25 protein-coding genes and 1 riboswitch are annotated in these 24,799 nt (G+C 45.8%); of the genes, 2 read left to right on the top strand and 23 right to left on the bottom strand.

From position 1 onward, the window contains the following. Positions 1-18 precede the first annotated feature (18 nt). From fni to NYE42_RS11835, 17 genes are all read right to left on the bottom strand, one after another. On the bottom strand, positions 19-1,068 hold the full coding sequence (gene fni, locus NYE42_RS11755; protein ID WP_144664590.1) for a type 2 isopentenyl-diphosphate Delta-isomerase: 1,050 nt from the start codon (positions 1,066-1,068) through the stop codon (positions 19-21). A gap of 14 nt (positions 1,069-1,082) precedes the next feature. Then, positions 1,083-2,231, bottom strand: coding sequence for a 30S ribosomal protein S1 (gene rpsA / locus NYE42_RS11760; protein ID WP_003153426.1), 1,149 nt, complete (start codon positions 2,229-2,231; stop codon positions 1,083-1,085). 226 nt (positions 2,232-2,457) lie between these two features. After that, positions 2,458-3,132, bottom strand: a complete 675-nt coding sequence (cmk, locus tag NYE42_RS11765) for a (d)CMP kinase (protein WP_014305316.1) — start codon at positions 3,130-3,132, stop codon at positions 2,458-2,460. A 78-nt stretch (positions 3,133-3,210) separates the two neighbouring features. Continuing rightward, positions 3,211-3,387 (bottom strand): YpfB family protein, encoded by a 177-nt coding sequence (locus tag NYE42_RS11770; protein ID WP_186314442.1) that lies wholly within the window; start codon positions 3,385-3,387, stop codon positions 3,211-3,213. Between the two features lie 46 nt (positions 3,388-3,433). After that, positions 3,434-4,090 carry a flagellar brake domain-containing protein gene (locus tag NYE42_RS11775; protein WP_342496964.1) on the bottom strand — a complete coding sequence of 219 codons (657 nt, stop codon included), beginning with the start codon at positions 4,088-4,090 and terminating at the stop codon, positions 3,434-3,436. 87 nt (positions 4,091-4,177) lie between these two features. Beyond that, a complete protein-coding gene (gene ypeB / locus NYE42_RS11780; protein WP_342496965.1) occupies positions 4,178-5,527 on the bottom strand; it encodes a germination protein YpeB in 1,350 nt (449 codons plus the stop codon). 24 nt (positions 5,528-5,551) lie between these two features. Continuing rightward, entirely contained in the window at positions 5,552-6,421 is an 870-nt protein-coding gene (gene sleB / locus NYE42_RS11785; protein ID WP_064115478.1) for a spore cortex-lytic enzyme, read from the bottom strand. A gap of 130 nt (positions 6,422-6,551) precedes the next feature. Then, entirely contained in the window at positions 6,552-7,208 is a 657-nt protein-coding gene (gene prsW / locus NYE42_RS11790; RefSeq protein ID WP_352426478.1) for a glutamic-type intramembrane protease PrsW, read from the bottom strand. Positions 7,209-7,304: 96 nt separating this feature from the next. Then, the gene (locus tag NYE42_RS11795; RefSeq protein ID WP_012117874.1) at positions 7,305-8,288 is read right to left on the bottom strand and encodes a YpdA family putative bacillithiol disulfide reductase; all 984 of its coding nucleotides are present in this window, start codon (positions 8,286-8,288) and stop codon (positions 7,305-7,307) included. Between the two features lie 105 nt (positions 8,289-8,393). Continuing rightward, positions 8,394-9,668, bottom strand: a complete 1,275-nt coding sequence (gene gudB, locus NYE42_RS11800; RefSeq protein WP_003153413.1) for an NAD-specific glutamate dehydrogenase — start codon at positions 9,666-9,668, stop codon at positions 8,394-8,396. 160 nt (positions 9,669-9,828) lie between these two features. Continuing rightward, the gene (locus tag NYE42_RS11805; protein ID WP_003153412.1) at positions 9,829-10,413 is read right to left on the bottom strand and encodes a genetic competence negative regulator; all 585 of its coding nucleotides are present in this window, start codon (positions 10,411-10,413) and stop codon (positions 9,829-9,831) included. 151 nt (positions 10,414-10,564) lie between these two features. Then, positions 10,565-11,353 carry a metallophosphoesterase gene (locus tag NYE42_RS11810; protein ID WP_352426479.1) on the bottom strand — a complete coding sequence of 263 codons (789 nt, stop codon included), beginning with the start codon at positions 11,351-11,353 and terminating at the stop codon, positions 10,565-10,567. Positions 11,354-11,439: 86 nt separating this feature from the next. Further along, a complete protein-coding gene (locus NYE42_RS11815; RefSeq protein WP_144664587.1) occupies positions 11,440-11,898 on the bottom strand; it encodes a YpbF family protein in 459 nt (152 codons plus the stop codon). A gap of 68 nt (positions 11,899-11,966) precedes the next feature. After that, positions 11,967-12,749, bottom strand: a complete 783-nt coding sequence (locus NYE42_RS11820) for a LysM peptidoglycan-binding domain-containing protein (RefSeq protein ID WP_060674344.1) — start codon at positions 12,747-12,749, stop codon at positions 11,967-11,969. Next, complete coding sequence (locus NYE42_RS11825; RefSeq protein WP_007409441.1) at positions 12,727-13,314, bottom strand: CPBP family intramembrane glutamic endopeptidase; 588 nt, start codon at positions 13,312-13,314, stop codon at positions 12,727-12,729. Before NYE42_RS11825 ends, NYE42_RS11820 begins: the two co-directional genes overlap by 23 nt. 14 nt (positions 13,315-13,328) lie before the next feature. Next, a complete protein-coding gene (locus NYE42_RS11830; protein WP_095352982.1) occupies positions 13,329-14,819 on the bottom strand; it encodes an ATP-dependent DNA helicase RecQ in 1,491 nt (496 codons plus the stop codon). Continuing rightward, the gene (locus NYE42_RS11835; protein ID WP_352426480.1) at positions 14,812-15,870 is read right to left on the bottom strand and encodes a helix-turn-helix domain-containing protein; all 1,059 of its coding nucleotides are present in this window, start codon (positions 15,868-15,870) and stop codon (positions 14,812-14,814) included. Before NYE42_RS11835 ends, NYE42_RS11830 begins: the two co-directional genes overlap by 8 nt. A gap of 268 nt (positions 15,871-16,138) precedes the next feature. Here NYE42_RS11835 and NYE42_RS11840 point away from each other — a divergent pair, with 268 nt between their 5' ends. Continuing rightward, positions 16,139-16,387, top strand: a complete 249-nt coding sequence (locus NYE42_RS11840) for a ferredoxin (protein WP_003153403.1) — start codon at positions 16,139-16,141, stop codon at positions 16,385-16,387. 141 nt (positions 16,388-16,528) lie between these two features. Here the strand turns inward: NYE42_RS11840 and NYE42_RS11845 are convergent, their stop codons facing one another. After that, on the bottom strand, positions 16,529-17,101 hold the full coding sequence (locus NYE42_RS11845) for an ECF transporter S component (RefSeq protein ID WP_007409438.1): 573 nt from the start codon (positions 17,099-17,101) through the stop codon (positions 16,529-16,531). A 147-nt stretch (positions 17,102-17,248) separates the two neighbouring features. Next, positions 17,249-17,383: riboswitch (FMN riboswitch) on the bottom strand. A 206-nt stretch (positions 17,384-17,589) separates the two neighbouring features. Between NYE42_RS11845 and serA the strand changes: the two genes are divergently transcribed. Continuing rightward, entirely contained in the window at positions 17,590-19,167 is a 1,578-nt protein-coding gene (serA, locus tag NYE42_RS11850) for a phosphoglycerate dehydrogenase (RefSeq protein WP_007409437.1), read from the top strand. A 46-nt stretch (positions 19,168-19,213) separates the two neighbouring features. Here the strand turns inward: serA and NYE42_RS11855 are convergent, their stop codons facing one another. From NYE42_RS11855 to ccsB, 5 genes are all read right to left on the bottom strand, one after another. Further along, positions 19,214-20,278: a sugar dehydratase gene (locus tag NYE42_RS11855; protein WP_352427012.1), complete on the bottom strand. Its 1,065-nt coding sequence runs from the start codon at positions 20,276-20,278 to the stop codon at positions 19,214-19,216. Then, complete coding sequence (sigX, locus tag NYE42_RS11860; RefSeq protein ID WP_352426481.1) at positions 20,253-20,837, bottom strand: RNA polymerase sigma factor SigX; 585 nt, start codon at positions 20,835-20,837, stop codon at positions 20,253-20,255. The genes NYE42_RS11855 and sigX overlap by 26 nt, the downstream gene beginning before the upstream one ends. 190 nt (positions 20,838-21,027) lie before the next feature. Beyond that, positions 21,028-22,809: an ATP-binding protein gene (locus NYE42_RS11865; protein ID WP_007409435.1), complete on the bottom strand. Its 1,782-nt coding sequence runs from the start codon at positions 22,807-22,809 to the stop codon at positions 21,028-21,030. After that, the gene (gene resD, locus NYE42_RS11870) at positions 22,806-23,528 is read right to left on the bottom strand and encodes a DNA-binding response regulator ResD (protein WP_003153397.1); all 723 of its coding nucleotides are present in this window, start codon (positions 23,526-23,528) and stop codon (positions 22,806-22,808) included. Before resD ends, NYE42_RS11865 begins: the two co-directional genes overlap by 4 nt. A gap of 81 nt (positions 23,529-23,609) precedes the next feature. After that, a complete protein-coding gene (ccsB, locus tag NYE42_RS11875; RefSeq protein ID WP_007409434.1) occupies positions 23,610-24,785 on the bottom strand; it encodes a c-type cytochrome biogenesis protein CcsB in 1,176 nt (391 codons plus the stop codon). Positions 24,786-24,799 lie beyond the last annotated feature (14 nt).

Genomic DNA, 24,799 nt, shown 5'->3' on the forward strand with positions numbered 1-24,799 from the left:
TGCGGGTTCGCATGCCTTTTAACGTCTGCTGAAACGGGATGTGTCAATTCCCCGTTCAGAAAGCCAGTGATGTGTGTCACCTTTTATGACCAAAGGCGCCTTTTGCAATTGGGCAACCGATTGGCATCCGAGGGCGGTCATAATCATTTTCAGCTCTTGTAAAAGCGCCGTCATCTCGTCAAACAGGCCCTCTTCTCCTTTAGAGGTGAGAGCTTTCAGGAAAGTGCCCGCCATTCCCGCACTGGAAGCGCCGAGGGCAATTGATTTGGCGACATCCAGGGCACTTTGCAGCCCACCGGATGCGATAATTGATTGATCAGCGGAGAGCGAGTAGATTTCCGCTAAGCTTGCGGCAGTGGAAATTCCCCACGTATTAAAAAAATGAAGCGCCTTCTCTCTGCGCATATTTTCAATCTTAGAGAAATTCGTACCGCCGTATCCGCCGGCATCAACTGCTGCTGCGCCAGCATCAAATAACTGCCGTGCCGATTCCCTGCTCATTCCGAAGCCGACTTCTTTGACAAAAACGGGCACTCCCGCTTCCGCCGCAATCCGCTCAATGCGGCCGAGAGCGCCGGTAAAGCTTCTGTCACCCTCTGGCATGACGATCTCCTGAATCACATTTAAATGAATCTGGAGGGCATCTGCTTGAATCATATCAACTGCCCTTTTCGCCTGCTCGGCATCCGCCTCGCTGCCTAAATTGGCAAATATCAGCCCGTCCGGATTCTCTTTTCTGACGATCTCGTAAGAACACCGTTCGGAGGGATCTTTTAAAGCTGACATTTGCGAACCGACAGCCAGCGGCATGCCGGCTTTGCGCGCGGCTCTTGCCAGCGATCTGTTAATTTCGTATGTAAGTTGTCCGCCGCCGCCTGTCATCGCATTGATAAAAATCGGCGAACTGCTTGTGAGTCCGCCGATTTTCGTTGAGATATCCACTTTTTCCAATGCTAGGTTCGGTAGGCTGACATGAACAAACGTAATATCATCAAGCCCCGTTTCCCGGTTTTGGCCGGTAGACAGCGCATGATTTATATGTTCTCTTTTTCGTTCTGCTCGTGTCACGTTTTATCACCAATTTATTTTAATTTATTAAGCTTGTCTCCGATTAAATCGCCAAGCTGGAAGCCGGTGCTCGGCTCTTCTTTCGCCTGGTATTGGCGGAAGTCCTCCTGATCGGCTTTCGGCGCTTCTTCAAGCTCACGCATGCTTAAGGAAATGCGCTCTTCGCTTTCGTTCACGTCAAGCACTTTCACTTTAACAGTCTGTCCTTCTTCAAGCACTTCATGCGGCGTTCCGATATGTTTATTGGAAATTTGCGAAATGTGCACAAGTCCTTCCACGCCCGGAAGAATTTCAACGAAGGCGCCGAAGCTTACAAGGCGCTGCACTTTTCCTTCAAGCACATCTCCCTGTTTTACCTTTTCGCCGATCTGGCTCCAAGGTCCCGGCAGCGTTTCTTTAATAGATAAAGAAATACGTTCGTTATCGCGGTCTACGGACAGTACTTTCACTTTTACGTCCTGACCTTCTTCCACCACGTCAGACGGTTTTTCGACGTGTGAATGAGACAGCTGCGAAATATGAACAAGCCCGTCAATTCCGCCGATGTCGACAAATGCGCCGAAATCAGTCAGACGCTGCACTTTTCCTTCAAGCACGCTTCCAACCTCAAGTGTTTGGAGAAAATCATGCTTTTTGGCTGTCTGTTCTTTTTCCACTACAGCCCGGTGTGACAGAATCACCCGGTTTTTATCACGGTCGAGTTCAACGACGATAAGAGAGAGGGTTTTCCCTTTATAGTCAGTGAAATCCTCGACGAAATGAGCTTCGACAAGTGATGCGGGAATGAAGCCGCGAACGCCGATATCAACGACGAGACCGCCTTTCACCACATCTTTCACTTCAGCTTCAAACACTTCTTTTGTGTCGAATTTTTTTTCAAGGTCTTCCCAAGCGCGGTCAGCATCAACGGCACGTTTAGATAAAATCAAAGCATCGTCTTCCACTTTTGTTACTTTCAGGTCAAGCTCGTCGTCAACTTTTACGACATCCGATGCTTTCTCTACATGAAGACTTGATAATTCACTGATTGGAATGATTCCGGACTGTTTGACATTGACAATTTCGACATCTACATGCTTGTCCTCTACCTTTGTCACAATCCCTTTTACTACATCTCCAACCTCTGGCACTTGAACATCAATTTGATTCATTTCCTCTGTCATTTGAATAACCTCCTTGGTCCAAACCTACACAGCTTAATTAATACGGTTTGAAAGCTGAACATGTGAATGTCCGCTTTTCAGCCGAATATGTATTAAAGAATCATCCAAAAAGATTTTGAATGATCAATAAAAAGTTTTATTAGTATTAACTTCTAATAAATGGACTGGTTTGTCAAGCAATAACATCTTGTCTTTCGAAAAAAATTATAAAGCGCTCCGCCCGAAGTTAACGTGATTTCTGTTCGACGATCTCCAGAATTTTTCCTGCGACTTCGGCAATGCTGAGTGACGTCGTATCGATTTCAATCGCGTCTTCCGCTTTGCGCAGCGGGGAAACTTCCCTCTCTGAATCGAGTTTGTCGCGTCTGGCAATTTCTTCAATGAGCGTCTCGTAATTCACGTCATAGCCTTTTTTCTTATTCTCTTCATATCGGCGCTTCGCTCTTTCCTCTACGGACGCGAGCAGAAAAATTTTCACTTCGGCATCAGGCAGCACATGAGTACCGATATCACGGCCGTCCATGACGACACCGCCTTTTTGTCCGAGCTGCTGCTGTCTTTTGACCATTTCTTCTCTGACGCCTTTATGCTTGGCGGCGATTGATACTTGGTTGCTGACTTCGTCTTTACGGATTTCTTCTGTCACATCTTCTCCGTTTACCAGAACGATTTGTCCTTCCGGAGCGGATACAAGCTCAATTTCCGTACGCTTCAGCAGCTCTGTAAGCGCGGCTTCATCAGTTAAATCGGCATTCTGCTTGAGCGCCGTATATGTAATGGCACGATACATCGCTCCTGTATCAATGTACACATATGATTTTTTCTCAGCCACTATTTTAGCAACGGTGCTTTTTCCGGCAGCGGCCGGCCCGTCGATCGCAATTGATAATTTCTTGTCCATAATCTCTCTCCTTGCTCTTTACTCCTCTATGGATTGTATCATGAACTGCCGGAAAAGGGGCGAAAAAATTGAGCTGATTTACCGCTTTACCGTTTCAATCCATTCTTTTTTCTCCATTTTATCAACTCCCTCATATTTCACAGCTTTCGAAATATAAGGTTCAATAGGCTGATAATGAAGCAAGAACTGCACCGTGCCCAAAATGATAAGCTGAATGCAGACCAATTTGACCAGCAGACGTTCAAACGTTTTCATACACGCGCACCTCCATTATGATTAGTATGGAAAAGTGTGCTGCTGTTTATTCCGACAGACTGTTTCTTCTCTGCTGCAGCTGCGCGCGCATACAATATTGGAGTAAAAGCTGCTGTGAAGCGGGATCGATTTCTGCAAATTCAAGCGTCATTTTTTGTTTATCCGCCTTTTCATCATAAAAAATCCGCTGGGTAACAGCCTCGGCCGTAATATCGGCTGTATTTTCCTTGCCGGGAAGAGAAAATGAGACATACAGCTTTTCACCTGGTTCCGCGGAAATATGCTCAGGCATCACAACAGCGATTCCGCCGGCGCTGATATTAGAGGAAACCGTTTGGAAAGCGGTTTTTTCCGCTTCCATTTTGACGGATACATCCAATACTGCGTCTGCACGGACGTATCGGCGTCTTTGAATCCGCTTCATTTCCTCCTGAGGGGGGATGTCCAATCCGATCATCGGGATGGGGTCTTTTTTCTTTCCTTTGATTATGCTTTTAAATTGATACGGCACGCGGCCATTCCCCATAAATTCCGCTGTTATTTCCAATCCTTTATGCAAAAAGACCGTCCGTCCCGAATCCAGATCGACGGGATATGAGATGTGCAGTTCGCCGTTTTCAACGCTTACTGCTTTGCTCCTCGCTTTTTTGGGCTCATTGTTCTCTATGTATTCAATCCAAATATAATCTCCGACAGCTATCATGGGCCTTCACTCTTTCATTATTTATGCTTTTATTAAAGCATGTAACGAAAAAAAGGAAAAGACTTTTAGTCCTTTCCTCCTTTATTTTTATAGGTCTTTATATATAGGTTCTGCACTTTTTAACTTTTCTATTTTTTCCTCTTTTCCGTCGTCCGCATTAATGAACATTTGATACGTGTCTTTCCCGATCGTCCCGAGCATTTCGTAGCAAAGCACTTCCTGACCGAGCTCATTCGTGATCAGCGCCTGCCGGGTCTCCCGCACTTCAACATTTTTATTCAGCTTCGCTTTCGCTTCATCAGCTGACAAAGAGGGAGCCGGAATCGTTCTCGTGCGGTGCGCCGACAGGTAATCACGCGCGGAAAAACCGACGACTTCACCATCATCCAGCGCCACTTTCATTCGGATGGCTTCCGGATAAATGCGGACGTTTTTCTCCACGGGAATAAAAGAAAAGACGCCGATGTTATTATATTGCGCGCTTTCATCAATTTCGAGACCTTTTGTTTCATATCCGTTTTTCTTTAAAAACGCGACAGCCCGGTTAGATGCTTCATTGAGGCTGATCTTTTGTTTCTTCACGGCCCGTTTTTGAATCAAATAGACAGGATGTCCCCCTTTTTGGGTAATATCCATATAGATAAAAGATTTGTTGTCGGCGTCTTTCATGCGGATGCTGTATACGTCCCGATTCGTTTTCCTGCCGCTTTTGACCACTTTAATTGAATAATTATGATCAGGCGCAAACCGTTGCGCGATTTTGACCGCTTCTTTTTCCGTAATTTGTTTTCCTTTCAGATGCGTAAAACCTTTTTGTTCTGTATTTGCTCCTGTAAATGTGGGGCTGATGCTGTCTTCAGAAAAAGCGCCTACATTTTTTTCGACTGTTTTAAAGCTGTCGACGATCGTATTATCGCTTTGTTTTTTGTCAGAGGCGAGCGCCATCTCAACATCCATCCACCGTAAATTTTTGCTCATGACGAGATGCTGAACGCTGCGGAGCTGGTTTTGAATGTTCTCCGCCTGTTTGTACAGGCTGTTCAGTGTTGTATATTCTTTCTTATCAAGCGGTTTTTGGTCTAAATCCCGGACGGATGTTTTATAGCTGAAATCTCCTATGTTGGATAAAAACTCCTCCGTCTTATTAAAAGGCATGAGAGTCAGGGGCAGCTGGCTCACATTGTTATGAGCTTCAGATGTTATTCTCCATACATCAATGAGCGCCGGAGACAGAGATTTTTTACTGTTCATCGCAAGCGTCGTCCCGATTTTGTCGTGAAGCTGATCTACATGGTACGTTAATTCATGAAAAGCCCTCTGATAATTATTTTCCGCATGCAGAAGGACCGCATCTTTTTCCTGATGCTCTTTATATCCCCAATATCCGGTTGCGGCGATCGCGACACCGAGAACAGCGATAATGATTCCTCTAATCATGTTAACACCTCATTTTGCGTACTTTTACTCACAGAAAATGTGTTTTCCGATTCTTTTTATCTGCGGACGTCCCCAAATCCATTTGCTTGTCGCCGTATCAGGATTAAAATAATAAATTGCGTTTTCAGAAGGATCCCAGCCGTTGATCGCATCAAGAACCGCTTCTTTTGCTCTTTCATTCGGCTGCATATATATTTGGCCGTCGGCAACGGCGGTAAACGCGAGCGGTTCGAAAATGACGCCGGCCACCGTATTCGGAAATAACGGGCTTTTAATACGGTTTAAAATAACCGCGGCGATGGCAACCTGCCCTTCAAACGGCTCACCGCGCGCTTCCCCGTACACAGCCTGTGCCAGAAGATTGATGTCGTTGTTTGAGAAACCGCCAGGCATATTGGCCGCTGTCGTATTTTGCTTTTGATTTGACTGACCGCCTTTATTGTTTTGCGGCTTTTGAGCAGGCTTATTCGTTCCCGCCGGCTTCTGCGTTCCGGCCCTCGGTTTTGTTTGGTTTTCCAATGGGACGTTGCCATAATGAGTGAACGTATTCCCTTTTTGGATCTGCTCCATTACATATTCACGGTAATATTTTGATTTTGAAATCAGCACCTGTTTGGTTTTCGCGCCGACGAGGCCGTCAACCGGTTTCATGCCGAATTTCTCCTGAAAATTTCTCACGGCCCAGTATGTGGTCCAGCCGTAAACACCATCGATTTTCCCGTTATAAAATCCGTTATATTGAAGACGGGCCTGCAATTCTATAACATCATCACCCGTCGCGCCTCTTTGAATCACTTGATTTGAAAACGCATGAACCGTTTCATGATGATCGAAGAAAGCAGCGGCGAAAGAAAATAGAATGAGACATGCCATAAAGGCTCCTTTGCACTTCATCTCTTCAAGCCTCCTACTGCAAAATTTAAAGTGTACCCGTATTGTCTGTCACGAGGTTATTTTTATGCACGTTTCCTTCTTATCCCCTGTCAAGGCATAAAAAAGAAACCGCACGCGACGCGCGGTTTCTTCACACTTGGATCATATTGACGGAGCGTGCTTTTTTTGCCTTTCGCAGCCCGAACCACCATAAAAACAGCATAAACGGCAGCATATAATATACCCAATGATTGAGGGCGGTAAGAATAAAATCGTAAGAACCGTGCAGACATGAAGGCACGGCCAGCGAAATCACAAGCCATTTGACACGGGCTTTTTTCTGCGAAAAGCGGGCTTTTCCGAGATAAAATCCCATAATCACTCCGATCAGCGCATGGCAGGAGACCGGCAGAAGCGCCCTGATGAAAGCATGCTCAACGCCGTGGCCGAATAGATACAGAATATTTTCAAGCGTGGCAAATCCTAAAGACACACTGGCCCCGTAAACGATTCCGTCATAATGCTCATTAAAATGAGCATGCGGATACACACTGATCATCAGAACGAACCATTTCACCGATTCTTCCAGAAATCCCGAAGACAAAAACGAAACGAAAAAGCTTCCTCCCCCCACATGCTCTTTTTCAAGAACATATTGGATAAACATGGTCGGAAACACAAGGACAACCCCGAGAAAAAAAGACCTCAGCACCATATGTACGGGTTCATTGTCATACTGATCTTTTAAATAAAAATAGCTTAACAGCGCAATGCCGGGAGCAATTCCTGCAGAGATGATTGCAAACATCAGGCAACCTCTTTCCTTTATATTCCTATATCTATCGTACCATGTTGTTCATACTTTTACATCTTTCAATTTTTTTAAAAAAGAGCATATGAATGATCATATGCTCTCTGCACCCAGCCGTTTTGATATTTCGTTTGCGATCAAGCCGCCGTGAAAACGGCCGTTCTCGATAAAAATTTCGTTGGCGTTATTTCCAGCCGCAATGACTCCGGCGATAAAAACACCGTCAACATTTGTTTCCATCGTTTCTTCCCGGAAAAACGGCCGGCCTGATTCCGCATCAATCCGCACACCGATTTTTTCGAGGAAACCGTGATCGGGATGGTATCCCGTCATGGCAAATACGAAATCGTTTTTCAGCCGGACCGTCTCATTTCGGCCGGAGCGGAAAATGATTTCATCTTCCGTCACTTCTTCAAGACAAGCGCCGAATTCCATCCGGATTGTGCCGTTTCTGACGAGGGCCTCAAACTCAGGCAGAATCCACGGCTTGATGCTCGGGGAGTACTCATGTCCTCTGTAGAGCACCGTGACGCGCGCACCGGACTTCACGAGTTCCAAAGCCGCGTCCACACTTGAGTTTTTCCCGCCGATCACAGCAACATCTTTATCAAAATAAGGATGGCCTTCTTTAAAGTAATGAAATACCTTAGGAAGCCCTTCACCCGGTATGTTCATATAATTCGGATGATCATAATATCCTGTCGCAATGATACAAAACGGAGTGAGGTAGCGGTCTTTTGATGTTTCTACAAGAAAACGGCCGTCTTCCTGTTTCGTTACGCGCTCCACCGTTTCAAAGGCGTTTACGCGCAGCTCTTTTCTTCTGACAACCTCTCTGTAGTAAGAGAGAGCCTGTATTCGGACCGGTTTTCTGTTTTCCGTAATAAAGGCGACATCGCCGATCTCCAATTTTTCACTTGAACTGAAAAAAGTTTGGTGGGTCGGATAGTTATAAATGCTGTTTACGACATTCCCTTTTTCGATCACAAGCGCGTTCACGCCAATTTGCTTCAGATGTATAGCCGCCGATAATCCGCAAGGACCTCCGCCTATTATAATTGCTTTTTCTTCTGTCATGTCCTTCAACTCCTGCGATTGGCATTTCCATCATAAGTTTCCACTCATATAAAAAATCTCCTATATTATCATAGGAGATTTTTTTTGTTTATGCAAACGATTGGTTTATATCCAGCCTCTGAAACGCGAAGCCTCCGCCATTTTCCGCACGCCGACCATGTAAGCCGCAAGCCTCATGTCAATCCGGCGGTTTTGGGACATTTCATAAATATTATTAAACGATTTTATCATCATATTTTCCAGTTTTTCCTCGACTTCTTCTTCACTCCAGTAGAAGCCTTGGTTGTTTTGAACCCATTCGAAATAAGAAACCGTTACACCGCCGGCGCTCGCCAGAACATCGGGAACCAGCAGCGTTCCTTTGTCTGTCAGGATTTTCGTTCCTTCCAGTGTCGTCGGTCCGTTTGCCGCTTCTACAACGATTTTCGCTTTGATGCGGTCAGCGTTCTCTTCTGTAATTTGGTTTTCGATCGCCGCCGGGACAAGTATATCACAGTCCAGCTCAAGCAGCTCCTGATTCGTAATGGTGTCATTGAAAAGCTTCGTCACCGTTCCGAAGCTGTCTCTGCGGTCAAGCAGATAATCAATATCAAGACCGTCCGGATCGTAAAGGCCTCCGTACGCGTCAGAAATTCCGACAACTTTCGCGCCGGCGTCATGCATAAACTTGGCCAGATAGCTGCCCGCGTTTCCGAAACCTTGTACGACGACGCGCGCGTTCTGAATATCGAGACCTTTTTTCTTGGCCGCTTCTTTTATGCAGATGGTGACGCCTTTTGCCGTCGCTGATTCCCTGCCGTGGGATCCGCCGAGTACAAGCGGTTTTCCCGTAATAAAGCCGGGTGAGTTAAATTCATCAATTCTTGAATATTCATCCATCATCCAAGCCATAATCTGTGAGTTTGTAAATACGTCAGGTGCCGGGACGTCTTTAGTCGGTCCGACAATCTGACTGATTGCTCTGACATATCCCCTGCTCAGCCTTTCAAGCTCTCTGAATGACATATTTCTCGGATCACAAACAATTCCGCCTTTACCACCGCCATAAGGAAGATCAATAATTCCGCATTTTAAACTCATCCAGATGGAAAGTGCTTTCACCTCTTTTTCAGTTACATTCGGGTGAAAACGAATGCCGCCTTTTGTCGGACCTACGGAATCATTGTGCTGCGCACGATAGCCTGTAAATATTTTCACAGACCCGTCATCCATCCGAACAGGAATTTTAACCGTTAATAATCTGAGCGGCTCTTTCAGCAGTTCATACACTTCTTCTGGATACCCCAATTTTTCCAGAGCTTTATGTATTACGGTTTGGGTTGATTTTAATACATCATGTTTGTCTTCTTCATTATGACCGGTGAATCGATCGGCTGCCATTTGAGTTAACCTCCTAAAATCTTCTGTTTCTCTCATGCTCCCTTTCAGTGACTAGTATACACCTTCAATATCTCCGTGCATAGAAGAAAGACAATGATTTTTCCATTATTTCGCTTAAAAAAAGACGGCCGCTGAAAACAGCTGCCGTTTCAAATCTTTTTTATGAAAAATGTTTCTGGATGGTCTCCACAGCATTGCCGTCCATGATGAGTTTTCCGTACTCATGGAGCCTGTAAATCGTAATCGTCGCCGGGTGTCCGTATTCAGCCAGCACCGCGATGACGCCTTCGGCGGAACGGGAGCCGAGGTCTTCAAGGCTTACATAGTATTGGTTCTCATAGTGGTAGACGGTGCCGCCGGTAATCCCGATTCGGTGAAGGCTTCCGGCAAGCTGAATGATATCTTCAAACGAATGGAACTGATAAATAATATCCGGACTTTCGTCAAGTTTGACCTGCATCTCGATATAATCATCGTCATATTCGTCATCTTCTGCGTCCGCGTCATGATTTTTCGTTACAATCACAACCATGCCTTGTGCCTGAAGAGAATATACTTCCACCGCGATCGGACCATTCGCTTCAAAGCCGAGCTCTGTATTTGCTTCATTCATCATATCTTTAAATAACTGGTGGACTTTAAACGAGTCCTTCCAGAGGTCTTCTTTTGTCAGTCCCCGATCAGTCAGATCGTCGAGGGTTAAAAAGATTTTAATCTTATTATAGTTCAGACGCTCAAGCCGCATAATGTTCCCTCCTGCCTCTTCTTGCACACAAATCATATAACACAGTATATGAATAAATGAGTCATAGGTTCTTAATTTGTTATCAGTTTACACCGTGTACAGCGGGAAGACAAGCAGAATGCCGTTTTTTATCACCGCGGCCGGGTTTGTTTCAGGAAGACGGCTCATCCGGTCCAAACAGTGTAATCATATGCGTCTCCGGTTTCGCCCCGAGCCTCAGCGGAACTTTTGTCGTCCCGTAGCCGTTGCTGATCAGGTAATGCGCTTTTTTTACCGTTCCCGTCCCGCCCAATTCGTACGGCCCGAACCGGCCGAAACGGATTTGGCCGCCATGCGTATGGCCGCTGAACACAGCGTCAATCCCGTCTGACTCCCTCATCTGCTCATGAATGTCCGGGTTATGGCAAAGCAGGAGGTTTACTTTGTCAGCATCCGTATATCTGATTGCAGCATCGTAATCATCCATCATCATCCTGATATCATCCACGCCGCAGATCGTAACGGTTTCCCCTTTATAAGCAAACTGAAACGATTCATTTCTCAGCGGGATCACTTTATATGCCCGTAAAAGAGAGAGCAGTTTTTGCTGGCTGACCTCGTAATCGTTATTCCCCCACACATACATGACAGGCGCAAGAGCCGTCAGACGTTTGATGTTTTCTTCAATTCTGGCGTAAGGAACTCCGCCCTCCGCCAAATCACCGCCGAGCAAAACGGCATCCGGCTTATAACCTGCCGCTTCGCGGAGAAGCTTTTCATCAATTAAACGGCGGTGCACGTCAGATATAAAGAAGATGGTGAGCGGCTTCATCCCCTTCATTTTATCAAGCGTAAATGTATGTGTTTTCAGATGGCTGCCGTTTGCCGTTTTGTACATAACGGCCGCCATAACCGCAGCCGCTCCCGCCAATGAGCCGAGAATTCCCGCTGTAAGCTTCATAAACGCACTCTCCATTCTGTCATTGTCTTATATTAGACGGACAAACAAAAAAAGACGTTTCTATCCTTTCCGGAAAACGCCTCATTTTATTTGCTTTCAAAATAAAGATTGATATCATACCGATGTTTCATCAAGTGAAAAACAGATTCTCTCGCCCTCCATTTTTCAGGCTGGGGCCATAAATCCGTGCTTTTTTGGATAATTTCACATCTCAGTTTATGAAATTCACCCTCAGCTTTTTCTTCCTTTTTTTTAAAATAATAAGAAGTGCAATACGCAAAAGCGGAAGCCATAATCCAGCACAAGTAAACCGTATGGCCTAATATTTCCTGCAGAATCAGCTGCGGAGAGGCTTGGGGGGCACTAAAGCTTTTAAACATCAGCAGTATGCACATCAGGGAAAAACAAACGAGGGACGCCCACTGCCATCTTCGGCATTGTGCGGCATAATTTTCGTATTTTAATTTCCGTTTCACCAGCGCCTGAAGCATTTGTTTCGTCGGTCCGTCAGCAAATCGGTCTAATTGCTTCCATAAAGAATCCATGCGCTTCACACCTTGTCCGTTTTCATTGGTACACTATATGAAAAACGCGGTGAAAACATGCATTTATTTTAATCAGACAGCGGAATGTTCAGAACCTGGCCGGTGTACACGTCGTTTCCGTTTAATCCGTTGTAGCTGCGGATTTTTTCTTCGCCCGCCCGGCTTTTATAGTATTTCATTGAAATACGGTAAAGCGTTTCTTTCGGCTGTACAGTATGCTGTACGGTCCGCACTTTTTTTGGGACAGTCCCGGCTTGATCACTCGCCTCAGCCGGAGCCGCTTTTTCACGGACAGCCGGCGGAGACTGCTGTTTTGTCTCCGCGTATTCGGTGTCTGTCGGCTTTACTTGTTTTTCTGAGGGCGTTTCCGTTTTTTTAGGTGTTTTTTCACTTGGTTTTTCACTTGGTTTTTCTTTCGTTTTTTCAGGTGCAGCCGCTTCTTTCTTATCTTTGTCGTCAGACTTTTTTTTCGGTTGTTCTAAAAGAGCGGTTCCTGACGTTTCTTTCTGAGCGCCTTTCGGAATAACGGCAGGCGCGCTTTCACTGTGGTCTATGAAGACATCTTCATAGTCCTTCGGGTCAAATCTGCTGCTGTTCGTCATATAAAGAAGACCGAAAAAGACACCGATTGTTACGATAATGAACAGGACGGTCAGAAAAGTGAACAGCGGCGTTTTTGTTTTGGTTTTTTCCTTCACCTGCTCTTCCTTTTTTTTACGCTCCTCTTTTACAGATTGTCTTGTCGGGAGGCTGTCTTCAAGATATTCAATTTGTTCATCCGCGGCCGCGGCAACCTGCTGCTCGGCACGCAGCTGAGCTTTTCTTCTTTCAACTCTTGACATTTCCGTCATGCAAACCCCTCCTAACATATTGAAAACGGATCTGACAGGCAAATACCGCATCAATAATAAAATGCGCTGTAACCGGAACGAATAAATTGCCGGTCCATTCATAGATAAGCCCCAGCAAAAGACTGATACCCGCAACCATCATAAACAGAAGCCACTTCGCCAAGTATCTGAAATGAAGCACGGTAAAAATGAAGCTGGCGGCCCATAAGCCGATATGTGTCTGCAGAACGCCTCTGAACAAAATCTCTTCGCTGAACGAAATGAGAAGCGTCAAAAACAAAATATGCAGAACCGGCCTGTTCTTAAAAAGCAATACATTAATGCCGCCGTCATCATATAAATGCGAAGGACACCATTTCATCACCGCCAGATCGGCAAAAATGACAAGGACGGCAAGAGTTACACCGTACCATATGATATTATCGTCACGTATATGCCACAGCTTTAAAAAATCGTGAATGTCGGTAAAAAAGAAAAAGCCGATAACAGCTGAAACCGCCAATATGAGCAATTGGGTGGCATACAGCTGCATCACAATCTCCCGGTCTGAGAGCTGCCGGATCAATTCGCTTTGCCGTCTCAGCTGAACTCACCCGCAGACTCTGATCCGAAAATCCGGCCTAATTCCAGCTTCCAATCTTCAAACCGTTCCATATTTTTACGTTCTCCTTTTTGCTCGTACGGAGCCAGATCAAGTCCGCAGCTGCTGCAGCATTGTCCGGTTTGACCATCAGGCTCATACGGTTCATCAAAATAAGACAGCAGCGCTTCTCTTATACATTCTTTCCGCTCTAATAACGCCGAAAAACGATTCATTTTACGCAGCTTCTTTTCCACGCGGTATGTCAGTTCTTCCTGCAGCTGGTCTTTTGTGGTTTTTCCTTGCAGATACAGATGGACGGCCGTTCGCGCCTGTGTTTCCTGGACGCCCTTATTGATCAGAACGTCCCGAAGCTTTCGCTCATCACTCGTACCGGCATCCCGTATGACGGCCAGAATGCCTTCCAGGTCATAATCAGACAGGCTTTCTGTCTGAATAATCTGCTGCTGAAGCTCGGTATCGCCGGGCGCCCTCAGCAAAATACTGACACTCGGGCTGCCGTCGCGTCCCGCTCTGCCGATTTCCTGCATAAAGGCCTCGGCCGTTTGGGGAGGATAAAAGTGAATGACAAAGCGGATATCTGACTTATCCACACCCATGCCGAACGCATTGGTGCAGCAAATGCAATCAAGCTGGTTATGGATAAATTGCTGCTGGATTAAAATCCTGTCGCCTGTATCCATTCCGCCGTGATAATAATCCGTCCGCTTTCCCGTTTTTTCGTTCAGCTCAGCCGCAAGCTCTTCCGCCCATTTTCTGGTCGGACAATATATGATACCCGGGCCTTCAAGCTTTTCGGCAAGCTCCGTGAGCCTGCTTATTTTTTCGGCATTATCAGCCAAATGTTCTGCCGCCAGGAGAATGTTCGGCCGGTTGACTGAATAAAGATGACGCACCGCATGCTCAAGTCCGAGCACATCCGTCACGTCTCTGAGCGTTTCTTTTGTCGCTGTTGCGGTCAGCGCCAATACAGGCGGCTTTCCGAGTGCCTGCCTGAAAGGTCCGAGCTTCGAGTAATCAGGCCTGAAATCATGTCCCCATTCTGATATGCAATGAGCCTCATCAATAACAAATAAACTGACCGGGACGTTTTTCAAGCGGTTCAGTACATAAGGTGAAGAAAGGGCTTCAGGAGACATATAGAGAAATTTATACCGGCTGATGTTGCTGAGGATAAAATGCCGCTCTGCGGAATTCAGCATGCTGTTTAATGCCGCAACCCGCTTTTCCCCTTTCGCTTTCAGCTGCTGCACCTGATCTTCCATTAATGAAAGGAGCGGCGAAATAATCAGCACCAGCCCGTCCATCATGTAACCCGGGAGCTGATAGCATAATGATTTTCCCCCGCCGGTCGGAAGCATGGCGATCGTATCTTTTTTTTGGAGCACGCTAGTCATAATCTCTTCCTGCCCTTTTTTAAAGGAATGCAAACCAAAATACCTGGATAAAGCTTTATGCAGCTCAGTCATGCTGATTCACCGTCTTTGCCAGCGCCAGCCTGATCTGAAAATAGCTGAAGCGCATCTGCATTCCTTCGCGAATCCGTTTAATTTTATTCGTTTGATGCTGTTTTGCAAATGCCGTTATCATACGCTGTTCCTCTTCAGAAAGATACTGTTCTGTAAAAAATGCAGGCTGATGCAATGATATTTCTACGATATGATCTTCGATTGTGGCGGTTTTTAAATTTCTGACCGCGGCGATCCGTTCAATCGGAAACCCTTTTTCCAACAGCTCAAAGGTTTTTCTGGCAGACTGTGTCAGCGCGCTTTCCGCCTGCAGATCGGACAACAGCTCGCGCAGAGCGGGATATGCACATTGCGGAAGCGATTGAATAACATAATGTACCGCTCCCCAAAACTGGACGGACACATACCATTCATCTTTGTTCAGCTGGAGAGCAAGCTGCTTATTCGTTTTACCGATTCTGTTGAATGAAGTTAAAGAATAGACAAAAATAAGCGCCTGCCGTTCACTTACGCCTTGCAGAAGGTGAAACAGCGTCTCATGCATTTGGACGGAGAGCTCTTTAGCGTCTATGTTTTTCTGCATGAACCGTTTGACCCATCTCAGCGTCTGCACATCGTTTGTAACCGGGATATATTGATTACATTGATGCTCTTTGTTTGACAGGACTTGAATGAGCAGGGAAAGCCGCCTCCACAGTGTGACAGCAGGCGTTTGATAATTCGCGCCGTGGCAGTGCTTCGGCCAAGGCCGCTCGGCAAACGCCCGTTCAAGCTTTTGAACGCCGCGCGCAGTCACTTTCCACGTTCCCTCTTCTTTTCCGGCTGTAATGTATGAGTTCTCGGTGAGTCTATGCAAAGAAGCCGCAATATCGCCGCGTTCACAATGTGAAGCCATGCCGAAATATTTAGCGATCTGAAATAAGCCGGCATCCTGAATGGTTTGAGACGACTTTTTTCCTTTTAATAAATGAAACACAGCACTCGGAGTCCGTTCGCCGTCTATTTTGTCCAGACAGTCGAGAACCACGGTATCAAAGTAGTTTATCGCCAATCTAAACACACCTACATTTCTTCTGTGACAAGTTTCGTTTTTTGGTTCTTTTTATTTTAACAGATTTTCATATAAATTTGACGTTTAAAGTCATCTTTTAGGGGGAAGTGCTAAAGAGAATCCCTTATGTGATAAGCATTCTCAATCATTTTTCTGTTGAAATTTGACACTAACATCATTACAATAAGTAAGAGGAATAGGTGTTATATTTAAAAATATATAAGGTAAACCATTTGTTCCAACACGAACAATCTGGGAGGTTTTATTCATGGCAAAGTACACAATTGTAGATAAAGATACGTGTATTGCATGCGGCGCCTGCGGAGCTGCGGCACCAGACATTTATGATTATGATGATGAAGGCATTGCGTTCGTTACGCTTGACGAAAATAAAGGCGTCGTCGAAGTTCCGGAAGTTCTGGAAGAAGATATGATTGACGCATTTGAAGGATGCCCTACTGATTCAATCAAAGTTGCGGATGAACCGTTCGAAGGCGACCCGCTGAAATACGAATAAAAAAGCCCTCCCCGTGAGAGGAGCTTTTTCGTCCTGAATAAGACTCCGGCTGTTATCGGCCGGAGTCTTATTTTTTTTGCGTGATCAAACAATCAAAAAAGCGCCCGGTCTGTGTTTTACAGAGCGGGCGCTTTGGAGTGGTTATTGTGTCTGGATGCTGCGTTTTTGTTCAATCCAAGGTTTCAGCTTCGTAAAGATGAACGTAAAGACAATGGTGATGATAACGCCTTTTACAATGTTAAACGGCAGAATTCCTGCCACAACCGCCGTTTTTAACTGGCTGTTTGACAGTGCCGGTGAATGTAAAAACCAAGTATACGCGGGCAGGATAAGAATATAGTTCAAAATACTCATCAGCACGGTCATCGCCGCGGTTCCGGCCAGCAGGCTCACTGCAAGCCCTTTTGCCGAATTGAGCTTTTTAAACATAAACGCCGTCGGCAGAATAAACAGCGTTCCTGCGATAAAATTGGCTGCCTGCCCGACAGGCACGCCGGCCATGCTTCCTTGAATGATATACTGCAGAATATTTTTAATCGCTTCAACCGCAATCCCCGCCGCAGGCCCGTAAACCAAAATGGCGATAATTGCAGGAACGTCACTGAAATCAATTTTCAAGTAATCCGGCAGCCCCGGAAACGGGAAATTTAACAGCATAAGCACAAAAGCAATACTGCTAAGCATACTGATGACAACTAATTTTTTTACTTTCACAATGCTCTCTCCTTTTCGATCAAATCTCTCGAAAAGAGGAAAGGTTCTTTTGCGCCCCAATAAAAAAACCGCTTTTGTTAAAAAGCGGGAGCTTACTAAGGCTTGGCAAAGAAACGTTTGATATAAGCATCAAAACGTCTGCTGAACCTCCATCTTCTCCCATCCAGACTATACTGTCGGCTCCGGAATCTCACCGGATCCTGCCGCCGAAGCAGCTCGCGGGCTTAGAGCATGATGCTCATCACCGCCGGTAGGGAATTTCACCCTGCCCCGAAGATTGATCTTATGAATTTATTCACATTATATATGATCAAATTGCAATTGTATAGAGAACTGCTCAAATTTAAATAAAATATTGGGGAAGCCCAATTTAAGCTGATTCAGCGGTTTCCTTTTCTCCTTTACTGCGTCAATACACATTGACACTCTATTGAGAATATGATAAATTATCAGATATTTAGTCAGCTAAACTAGGAGGAAATCTAACAATGTTTCGAGTTTTGGTCTCAGATAAGATGAGCAATGACGGCTTAAAGCCGCTGATGGAATCAGACTTTATAGAAATTGTTCAAAAAAACGTCGCGGATGCAGAAGATGAATTACATACCTTTGATGCCCTGTTAGTCCGCAGTGCCACGAAAGTAACCGAAGAATTGTTTAAAAAAATGACCTCTTTAAAAATCGTCGGCAGAGCCGGTGTCGGCGTAGACAACATCGACATTGATGAGGCTACAAAACATGGGGTTATCGTGATAAACGCGCCGAATGGAAACACCATTTCAACGGCAGAGCATACATTCGCGATGATTTCTTCATTAATGAGACACATTCCGCAAGCCAATATCTCAGTAAAATCAAGAGAATGGAACCGGACGGCTTTTGTCGGGGCGGAGCTCTACGGAAAGACTTTAGGCATTGTCGGTCTGGGCCGGATCGGAAGCGAGATTGCCCAGCGCGCCAGAGCGTTCGGTATGACGGTTCATGTATTCGATCCTTTCTTAACCGAAGAGAGAGCCGGCAAAATCGGCGTAAACAGCCGGACATTCGAAGAAGTGCTTGAAAGCGCGGATATCATTACCGTCCACACGCCTTTAACAAAGGAAACAAAAGGACTGCTTAACAGAGAAACCATTGCCAAAACGAAAAAAGGCGTCCGTCTTATCAACTGCGCAAGAGGCGGCATTATTGATGAAGCGGCGCTTTTGGAAGCGCTGGAAAGCGGCCATGTCGCAGGCGCTGCCCTTGACGTGTTTGAAGTGGAACCGCCAGTTGAATCAAAGCTTCCCGACCATCCGCTGGTGATCGCCACACCTCACTTAGGCGCTTCAACGAAAGAAGCACAGCTGAATGTCGCTGCACAGGTTTCTGAAGAAGTGCTGCAGTTTGCAAAAGGTCTGCCTGTCATGTCAGCGATCAACCTGCCTGCGATGACGAAAGATGAATTCAAAAAAATCCAGCCTTATCACCAAATTGCCGATAAAATCGGAAGTCTCGTGTCACAATGTATGAAGGAACCCGTCAAAGATGTTGCGATTCAATATGAAGGCACCATCGCCAAACTTGAAACATCATTTATTACAAAAAGCCTGCTATCCGGTTTCTTAAAACCGCGTGTAGACTCAACGGTCAATGAAGTGAACGCCGGCGGTGTAGCAAAAGAACGCGGAATCAGCTTCAGCGAGAAGATTTCCTCCAATGAATCAGGATATGATAACTGCATCAGCGTAAAAGTAACCGGAGACCGGAGCACATTTACGTTAACGGCTACGTATATCCCTCACTTCGGTGAACGAATCGTTGAACTGAACGGCTTTAATATTGACTTAAATCCTGCCGGCCACCTCGTTTATATCCAGCACCAGGATACGACTGGTGTAATCGGACGCGTAGGACGCATCCTCGGCGATAACGATATCAATATCGCTACCATGCAGGTAGGCCGTAAAGAAAAAGGCGGAGAAGCCATTATGATGCTTTCTTTTGATAAACATTTAGATGATAAAGTCGTCAATGAGCTGACTTCAATTCAGGATATTGTTTCCGTTAAACTGATTGATCTTCCGTAACCAACAAAAAACCCAAAACATTCATATGTTTTGGGTTTTTTTACGTTTAATGGCTTGGAAGCGGATTAGGCGCGGCAGGCACAGCGATAGGTTTTGTCACATCATAATTACCGATTTTCTTTGTATGCGCATGTGTGAACAGCACCTCAGAATAACCGAATTCCTTCGCAGTTAACAGAAGCCCTTCGATCATTAAAATCCCTTCCAGCGAATCTTCAACCTTATGTTTTTCGGACAATTGAATCCGCAGCTGCTCGCCGTCTTCCCTTTCCGATACCGATGCAATCGCATCAGCTTCTATAATGCTCGCAGTCTGTGAGCCTCCGTCTGTTGTCTTCATCCCGTCAATAGCCTGATATACTGAATAATAGGTTTGTTCAGACGGGATGAGATACTCTTGTCCCAGACTGTCGCTGTAAGAAAAATACGCCCGGTTTGTCTGTTTATGTACGGACATCTCAGCGGATATGCCGTAAGATTTATAAAAATCCTGTCCGGCTCCGTTTTGAACCTTTTTCAATTTAATCCGCTCGTAAGGACTCCATGTCAAAGTCTCTTTCAGCATCTTTTTCAATAAGTCAGCATCGGCAGCTGATTCGATAGAAAGCCGTCCGTTTACCTGCACAAGCAAATCCTTCTTATCCGCCGTTACCTGCACACCTTCCAAAAGGTTCGGCACAGACAGGAAGGATTCGGGCACTTCTAGGTTTTCTGCTTCGGATAAAGCCTCTGATACCGATTCATCCGGCTTCTTTTTTTCAAAACTGACCGGTATGACGGCGGATGTTTCTGAATCGGCAAATGCCAAAGTAATGTAATTGTTTTTGTTTTGGTTTGAGACGACGAACGTCTTCTGATCCGGCGGCTTGACAGAAGCTGACTGACTGGCTTTTTCAGTCTGGCGGCTGTCAGCGGTAAGATCACCGAAAGATTTGTTTGTCATCAGGTGAGGAGATATAATCAGAGCGATGCACAATGCGCAGACGCCGGCTGCGGCGGGGCCGATCCAGCTTCGGGCCGGTTTTTTCCTGTACGGTTTACCCGTTTCAATATTCCGGTAAATGGCCTCGGGTGAACGATGATCTCTAACCGCCGGAAGTTGTCTTAACAACTCCTCTACTCTTTCTTCGTTCCAATATGACTTCATCATCCATTAGCTCCTCCCTCAAAAGCTCCATCTGTTTCCGAAGTATTTTGAGCCCTCTGTGTTGGGTCGTTTTGACTTTGCTTTCCGAGAAGCGGAGAGCGGCGGCTGTTTCCTGAATGGAATATCCCTGAATAAATCTCAAGATAATAACAGCTCTTTGATCAATAGTGCAATGATCAAGCGCGGTATAAATTTCCCGGACGTTTTCATGCTGTACGGCGAGTTCGTCCGGAAGCAAATGCTGATCTCTGACATCTTGTGTATCCCAATCAAACGTACCCATAATACGCTGTCTGATCGTCTGCTGCTTGCGGAACCAGTCAATCGCCACATGGCGTGCGATGGACAACAGCCATGTTTTTTCACTGCTTCTTCCTTCAAATGTATGATAGGAATTCAAGACGCGGATATACACTTCCTGCGTCAAATCTTCAGCCTGCGACTTATCTTTTACCATATAATATAAAAATTGATATAAATCTTGATGGTATGCATCATATAATATCTGAAAGGTTTCTTCCATGGGAAACCCCTCCGTTCACTTTTTTGTCGTAAAAATGCGTTGAAAAGTTACATTACAACTATATTACGAGAAACTGGAATTTGGAAGGGAATTTATATTAACATATTCTTAAATTTTTAAAGGAGAAACAAATAAAAAACACCCGCAGAACATGCGGGTGTTTCGTATGGAACAAGATTGTTCGTCAATTTCAGACGTCATCCTGCACTTTTGTCGGAATATAAAATGTAAACGTCGTCCCTTTGTCGATGCTGCTGTGAACCGCAATTGAGCCGCCGTGGGCTTCCACGATATTTTTTACGATGGCGAGCCCGAGTCCGGTTCCCGCCCTGCCTCTTGTTCTTGCTTTGTCCGCTTTATAAAAACGTTCAAAAATAAAAGGCAGGTCCTCTTCCGGTATACCAGAGCCGGAATCTTTGATATCGATCTTCAGTCCGTCTTTTACGGTCTGAGCCGCGATATGAACGCTTCCGCCTGACTCCGTATGGCGCAGCGCATTATCTATAAGGTTGGTAAACACCTGTTCCATTTTGTCTTCATCAAAGACACACTCCGGCTGAGACACTGAGATGTCCTCTGTGAGCGAAACGCCTTTTTCCTTCGCTACCCCGGAAAATTTGCGGGAGATCTTCTCCAGAAATTCATGCAGGTTTACCGTTTCATAGTGCAGGCCCGTATGTCCGGATTCCATTCTGGCCAAATCCAGCAAATCATTGACGAGCCGGCCCATGCGAAGAGATTCATCATAAATGATCTGTGCGATTTCTTTTTTCTCCTCTTCGGTGCTTGCAATGTCGTCCACTATTGCTTCGCTGTATCCCTGCAGCATAGAAATCGGGGTTCTGAGCTCATGACTGACATTGGCAATGAAGTCTTCACGCAATTTATCCAGCCTGCGCTCTTCGGTCATATCACGGAGCACGGCCACGGCGCCGCGGACGTGTGATTCCGCATAAAGAGGCGACATCAATAAAACCCATGACCTTCCTTGAAGCGTCATTTCAATCATTTGCTCTTTTTCCGTGTTCACTGCATTTTGAAATAGCTCTTTTGCTTCAGGGGGAAGGTTGTCTCCTTCTTTAATGTTCATGTTCTGCTCATAATACCATGCCTGCAGAAAACGTTCGGCCGGCGGGTTGGTCACCAAAATGGTGCCGTCGATATTAATGGTGATGACCCCGTCTGCCATACTGCTTAAAATATTGGACAGCTGTTCTTTTTCCTGATTCAGCGCGTTAATATGGAAATTGAGCTGCCGTCCCATCTGATTAAAGGCAATGGCCAGTTCCCCGATTTCATCTTGGGTCAGAATCGGAATTTTTGTATCAAACTTTCCTTTCGCCAAGTCTTGGGCGCCTTCCCGCATTTTCCGAAGGGGATATGTCACCCTGCTGGATAAAAAGAACGCGAAAAACGTTGTCAAGACGATGGCAATGCCCGCCGCAAGAAAAATATAGCGTGTCGTATGTTTCGTCGTATCTTTGACGGCAAGCAGCGATTGGGATAAAAAGACCATGCCTTTTTTGCCGTCTTTTTCATACGGCACTCCGACGATCAGCCGTTCGTTATCCGAACCGGCATTGTTGGGGACCGCGCGTTTGCTTACTTTTTTGCGGTCTGTCAGCGCCTTGTGCAGATCCCGGTCATGTTTGATCTGCTCTAATGTAATAGAGGATAAATGATTATCGTCATTGGGCGAATACCAGACATGCTTATCATCCTGAATGATCGCGATGCTCGTTAAATTGTCCGCCAGTTCCCACGTGATGGATCTGGCAAGCGGCTGGTCTTCATGATTTTCTATTATGACCGCAATTTTGTCGGCAAGCTGCGTTAAATCTTTTTCCGCTTCTTCAACGTGGTAATTTTCTATAAATTCCAGAAGCAGCACCGTTAAAATAAATAAAACAATTAACACGAGTGAAAGAATGGTAAACCAAAGCTTACCTACTACGCTTTTCCAAAACTTCATTCAGCGCCTACCTCAAATTTGTATCCGACTCCCCATACGGTGACGATTTTTTTCGCCGCTCCCGGGGACACTTTATTTAATTTTTCACGGAGCCGTTTGACATGGGTGTCCACCGTTCTGAGGTCTCCGAAAAATTCATACTGCCACACTTCTTTTAAAAGCTTTTCCCTGTCGTACACTTTGTCCGGTGTTTTCGCCAGAAAGTACAGCAGTTCATATTCCTTCGGCGTCAGGCTCACCTCCGTGCCGTCCGCAGTCACCCTGTGAGCATCGTGATCAATGGATAGATGCGAAAAGACGAGCACATTTTTTGTCGGGGTATTTGCTGTCAGATAAGATGTTTGGGAAGCCCTTCTTAAAAGCGCCTTTACCCGAAGCACCACTTCTCTCGGGCTGAAAGGCTTGACGATATAATCGTCCGTACCCGCTTCAAACCCCTGGACGCGGTTGGCTTCTTCCCCTTTTGCCGTCAGCATGATAATCGGCGTCGCTTTTTTTTCTCTGAGCTGCCGGCATACTTCGATTCCGTCCGTTCCCGGCATCATTAAATCCAAGAGCACCAGATCATAATCTGATGCCAGCCCCATTTTAATGGCCTCGTCGCCGTTTTCCGCTTCTTCAATCACATAGTTTTCCCGTTCAAGGTACATTCTTAAAAGGCGTCGAATTCTGGCTTCATCATCTACTACTAATATTTTAGTTTCATTTGTTTGATCCATCGTTTTCCCCCTGCTTTCCTTCTGTTACTTTCATTTTAACAAACTGTGCAGCAGCTTGAGAACTGTATCGGCTTTTTGCATCTATGCGTACGAATGAAGTCCGGCAAGCACGAGATTCACAAAAATTAAGTTAAACATAATAATGGCGAAGCCGATGACGGCAAGCCACGCGGACTTTTCGCCATGCCAGCCTCTTGACAGCCGCAAGTGCAAATACGCTGCGTAAAATAAAAAGGTGATCAGCGCCCATACTTCCTTCGGGTCCCAGCCCCAAAAACGCGTCCATGCAAGCTGCGCCCAAATCATCGCAAACACAAGCGCGCCGAGTGTAAATACCGGAAAACCGATGGAAACAGCGCGATAGCCGACTTCATCGACCAAGTCCAGATTCACATTTTTGACGAGCGGGCTGATAAGAGCGCTGATTCTCTTTCTGAATATCAGCCTGAGCGCACCGTATAAAACGAGACCTGCGCCAAACGACCAGATCACCGTATTGACCTTTCTGCCTGAAAAAATGGCCGGAAGCTCAATAAGCGGCTTCATTGCGCCTTCCGTAAGCAGTTCTCCCTCATGCGGGCCGACAAGCGCAGGCATATCATATATCATGACGCTTTTGGCTTCTTTTTTATCCACCCAATTAAATTCAGCTTTGTAGTCCGCCAGCCGGAATGCCGACGTGACGGCGATAAATGCCACGGTCGTCACGAGTATAAACATGATGACTTCAAGCCAGAACGTTTTTTTGCCCGGTCTGGATTGATCGACATGCTTTAACAGGAAAATGACGCCGGCTACAAAACTGATCGCAAGAATCGCCTGCCCGAGCGCCGCCGTCGTGACGTGAATGTACAGCCAATTGCTCTGCAGTGACGGAATAAGCGGCGTAATGTCTGTCGGAAACATGCTTGCATATGCGATAAGCAAAAGCGCGATAGACAATGTGAACATGCCTAATGAAGGCAGTCTGTAAATAAAGTAAATAATAATAAAAGCGAGAACAAGCATCATGCCGAATGACGTCGTAAATTCAAACATATTGCTGACAGGCGCATGTCCGCTTGCCGACCATCTCGCAATGAAGTAGCCGAGATGACAAAGAAATCCGAAAATGGTTAACGTGATTCCGATAGCCGACCAGCGGCCCTTACCGTCCTTAGCACCTTTTGTTCCCCGGATGGCGCCGCCGAAAACCGGGACGGCAATTAAATAAATCAAAAAGGCAGCATAAAGAAAATTTGCGCTCAGCTCCGCCATGACACCACTCCTTT

The organism is Bacillus sp. FSL K6-2865, from assembly GCF_040311405.1.
In the GTDB taxonomy this organism is placed as follows: domain Bacteria; phylum Bacillota; class Bacilli; order Bacillales; family Bacillaceae; genus Bacillus; species Bacillus velezensis.